This window comes from Rhizobacter sp. P1_G5 (genome assembly GCF_056405435.1).
In genome coordinates, this window is record NZ_JBFUCB010000515.1 from 1 (window position 1) to 4422 (window position 4422).

Consider the following 4422-nt stretch of genomic DNA (forward strand, 5'->3'; position numbering starts at 1 on the left):
GCATCGCCCTCGTCGGCACGCGGTCGGTCGGATGGCGAGGTCTTGCGGGCGGTATGGGTGGGCATGCTGCACTCCGTTCGGGTTGATGCCCGAACGGCGGCAAGCCGCATGCCTGTCAGGTCGGACCGGCCGTCAGACGGGCAACGTCAGACCGGCAACAGCTGGCTGTCGCTGCGCCAGCTCGCCCGCACCGCGTTGTGCGTCAGCGCGCGCGCGGCGCGCACAGCGGCGGTCGCGCCGGAGCGGCGGCCGGCCACCTGGTCGAGCCAGGCGGCGAGGATCGGGTTGCGGCGTGCCAGCGTGGTCCAGCTGCTGCGCCAGCAGCGCGACAGGTCGGCATGCGGCTGCAACTGGCGGCGCGCGCTGCGCGGCAGGTCCTGGCCCGGGTGTTCGCTGTACACCTTGCCGAGGTCGAACAGGAAGGCGGTGGCGGAGCAGATCTGCTGCAGCTCCGAGACGATCGGCGGCAGCGGCTTGCGGCTGCGCGCGTCGTGGTCGGCGTTCATCGCGAACTCGGCCGCGGTGATGCTGGCTTCGAGCAGGCCGTACATGTCGGCGTGGTGGTCGGTCGCGGCCGGCTGCGTCAGGAAGTGATCGAGGTTGCCGCTGCGCTCCAGCACCTGCGCGATGAACTCCTGCAGGTCCGGCGACCAGCGGCTGCACAGGCAGGCGAGCCGGTACACCAGGTCGGCCGGCACGCCGAGGTAGGCGAGGTTGCCGCCGGTGATGCGGCGCACCAGCGTGGCCAGCAGGTTGTCGACCCCCTGCCCCCGCTCTTCCAGAAAGCCCGACAGCGGCAGGCGCAGCGCCGGCAGTGCACGCCAGGAACGGTCGATGGAGTCAGAGTTCATGGAGGTCTCGCTGGTGTGTCCCTGAAAACGGATTCTGCGGGGACCACGCTGACGCAAGACGGGCAATAGCGCGGCAATAGCGTGTCTATTCCGCAAGGGCGTCGGATGGGGAGTAACAGCTGTGAAACACCTCTGCAAAATCAGATGATCAACCCGGCATGGCAGCGCTGGCCTCGAACAGTTCGGCTCGCAAGCCACTGAACCAGCCCGGCGAGAGCAACCAATGCCGGACCCGATGCGAGTGCCGCTGCGCCTGCGCGAGTTGCTGCCTGCATCGCAGTCCGCGTCCCTCATCCAGCCACAACACCGCGCACATCAGCCTCGCCAGGCTCGCCGCTTCGAAGCAGTCCGCCACGGGAAGTGGCTGTTCCTCGATCAGGTACAGGCAGGTCAGCAACGCTGCAAACGCGAACAGCCCCGGTGTCCCCTTGGACTGCATGGCCCGACCGCCCGACTCGACTGCCCGCGACCCCTGGGATGCGACCATCGATTCGGCGTCGGCTGGATCGCCCAGCGGAGGAAAGAGATGGAAGAAGGCCTGTGACGTTTCGTCGGGTCGTTCATGGAGCAGTCGCAAGGTCAGTCGAACGAGGTCCACGAGACGCTGTACCCGCCTCTCGCCTGGCCCTTGCGATATTGCGGTGGGCGACAAGGCCTCGTGCAGCAGGAGCAGGCCATCGGCCAGGGGCTGGCTGCTCCTGTTCAATGACACGCCGGTAGCCGGCGCGGGCAGCGAATCGGCCCTCGCCGCACCCAGGGCCGCCAGCCGCAGGCGTGGATCGAGTGGCGCGGCAGTCTCGCGCGATCTGCGCAATCGCTGAAGCGCATGGCGCCAGTCATGGCCTGTCGAATCGAACAGGGAAGACAAGCCATCCGGCGGGGTGATGCCCCTTGCCTCTGCACGCCGGGCCCGCTCTTCCAGCGGCAGCAGCAACAAGCACTCCAGCACGGCTGGCCGGGTGTCCCTGCCGGATCGACTCAAGGCCTTGCGAAGCATCGGATGCGCCAACAGCGCACGACTCGGCGGGCGAGCGCCCTCGGTGTCGGCCAGCATGCGGAGCAGTTCTCGCATCGGTTGTCGCTCCAGCAACGTGGGATCCAACACCACACGACCGAGCAGATCGTCGAGCATGCGCGTGCCCAGCACGGAAGCGCACATGCCTTCGAACACGGGGCTGTGCAGCATCTGCCTCTGCAACCCCCAGACACCGCTTGATGAGGTGCTGATTCTCTCGTGCGAGGCGAGCTCGACGCACAGCTGGAATGCGTCAATGCCGCACAGCGCCATCGCACAGTGGACCGTCGCGGGCTGCAACGAAAGCTGCCCCAGCGTGTCGCACATCGTGATGTCGTCAAGAAGCTCCTTCGACCGGCCCATCGCCCGCATGACCAGTACGAGCAACTTTGCCCGGTCGCTGGCTCGCTCGGGTAGAAGGTCCGCCCGCAAAATGTCGAACCATTGGCGCGCTTCAGCGGGATCGATCTCCAGCACCTGATCCAGTCGGGCGTGAGCGAAGGCCATGAACGCAACGCCATGCCAATCCCAACGGAAGGAACGCTGCTGGCAAGACGGATCAGCCTCCCAGTAGACGGCCGAGGATCCGCCAGAGCGGACGAGCGTGAAGGGAAACCCTCCGGTTCGCAAAGCATCGCATGCCAGCCGGATCTGCGAGTCCCGATCGAGTCGCGCTTGCAGGCAACTCACGAAGCTTGAATGCCACCGGCCCGAAGTGACCTCGTCGCAGCGCCGAAGACAATCTTCGATCGCTCCGCGCCCCCAGCCAAGACAGTCCGCTGCCACGTCCGCCGCGAGCTGCAGGATTGTTGAATCGAAACCCTCCCCGCAGTTGCCGGATGCAACCGCATGCAGCACACCACACACGCTGGTCATGTGATCGAGCCGCACCAGCCTGCTGTCCCGCGTGGGCAGCCGGATGTCATCCAGCCTGCGGATGACGGTCGATGTCTGCTTGGCTCCACGCACCAGGCCGTAGTCGAGCAGCAGGCGCACATGCTGCGCGATCCGGAACAGCGCAATGCGCGAGGCGCTTCCCTTCTCGACCTGATCCCAAAGCGCGGAGCACAGGCGTACCAGCCTCGGGAAGGCGTCGTCGCTTTCGTCGACTGTGGCCCGCCTCAACAGGTGGCCGGCCAGCAACTGAACGGCCAACGGCAATCGCCCCTGAGCTGCGATGGCATCCACCACATCAGCCACGTCGGACGAAGATGCCACGACAGGTGCGAACCTGGCGACCTGCCGCATCCCCTCGGAGCCACACCGAAACTCCGGCATCAACGCGGCTCCCTCGAGCAGGCGCACAAAGGCCTGCAGCACATCGTCGTCGTCCAGGCAGTCGTCGATCTCGTCCTGCGTCAGTCCCCAGTGCTGCAGCGCTGCCATCACGCGCCGCGTCTTGCCGTCTGCCACCTGAGCCTCCAGCACGTCCATCTTGATGCGGACCTTGCCGACAGCGTCCGCACCATCGTCGGAGGCGCGCACCTCCAGACCCTTCAGGATCAGCCGCGCGGCAGCGAGCTTCGCCGCCGGCCGCTGCTGCGGATCGAATGCCGCAACCTTCAGCAAGCCATCGATCAACGGAGTCAGCAGTTCCGCTTCGTCCACCGCGCACAACTCCTGCATCACCAGGCAGTGATGCAGAAGATCTCCCAGGCGGCGGCGCGACGCGATGTCGAGCGACGCCCGTTCGGTGAGTTGGCCGGCCTGCACCAGACACTTACCGACCTTGGCGACGAGGACCTCGATGCTCTCCACCGATGCGAGTGCTGACGCGACCGACCTCCGCAACGTGACCGTGTCCGGGCGGCCCTTCAGCGCCGACGCGAGCAACGACCACCCGGGCGCTGAGTCAGCGTCACCCAAGTCCACGGTCTGTGCACGCCGCTGTGCTGCAGACAGCGAAGGCGGCAATGCACCCCCAGGTACTGGCTCGGGCAACGTGCGCCTGGATGAGGGGGCAGTCAGGCGCAGGCCCTTCAGGTGCCGGCCGCTGTTCTCGCGCTGAAGGCGGTGTCGCTGATGAGGCTTGCGGGGCGTGTTGGTCGGCGTGGGCGGCACTTCCGTCGTCCGCTTCCTGATGACGATCACCTGCTGGTCCATCCGCGCCCCTGGGAGTTCAACAGGCCGCTGAGTACCGGCCTCACGCCATTCGTTCCATCGTCAACCTTTTCCCTTCAACAACGACCACGCCATCGCCGCCATCAGCGCCACCCCGGCCACCAACGCGCTCCACAGCCACGCGCGCGATGTCTTCGGCGCAAGTACCGGCGCCGACGCCGCCGGCAGCACCGGCGACGCCACCGGTGCCGCCTCTGCCACCAGCACCGCCCGGTCCGCCGGCAGCGCTTCGCCGCCGCGTCGCGCAGGCATCAGCTCGCCCAGCGACATCACCGGCGTCGCCAGCGCCGGGTCCCCCCAGTTCAGCCGATGCGGCCCGCTGCCGCGCGCCAGCATCACCAGCGTCCGCGCCCGCACGCCGATGCGCAGCTGCGGCGGCTGCGCTCCCAGTTGCGCCACGCCACCAGCCACCTGCAGCCGCAGCTGCGTGTGCAC

3 protein-coding genes are annotated in these 4422 nt (G+C 67.4%); all 3 read right to left on the reverse strand.

Annotated features, from left to right (window positions below):
• Positions 1-146: 146 nt before the first annotated feature.
• Positions 147-851: a hypothetical protein gene (locus tag AC1D12_RS25840; protein WP_047508905.1), complete on the reverse strand. Its 705-nt coding sequence runs from the start codon at positions 849-851 to the stop codon at positions 147-149.
• Positions 852-999: 148 nt separating this feature from the next.
• Positions 1000-3969 (reverse strand): hypothetical protein, encoded by a 2970-nt coding sequence (locus tag AC1D12_RS25845; RefSeq protein WP_477843789.1) that lies wholly within the window; start codon positions 3967-3969, stop codon positions 1000-1002.
• 60 nt (positions 3970-4029) lie between these two features.
• On the reverse strand, positions 4030-4422 hold a 393-nt coding region (locus AC1D12_RS25850; RefSeq protein WP_477843791.1), incomplete at its 5' end, for a DUF3999 family protein.

Bases quoted from the DNA above. Each gene is read 5' to 3' on its own strand.
- AC1D12_RS25845 (WP_477843789.1), bottom strand. From the start codon at position 3,969: ATGGACCAGCAGGTGATCGTCATCAGGAAGCGGACGACGGAAGTGCCG.
- AC1D12_RS25840 (WP_047508905.1), bottom strand. From the start codon at position 851: ATGAACTCTGACTCCATCGACCGTTCCTGGCGTGCACTGCCGGCGCTG.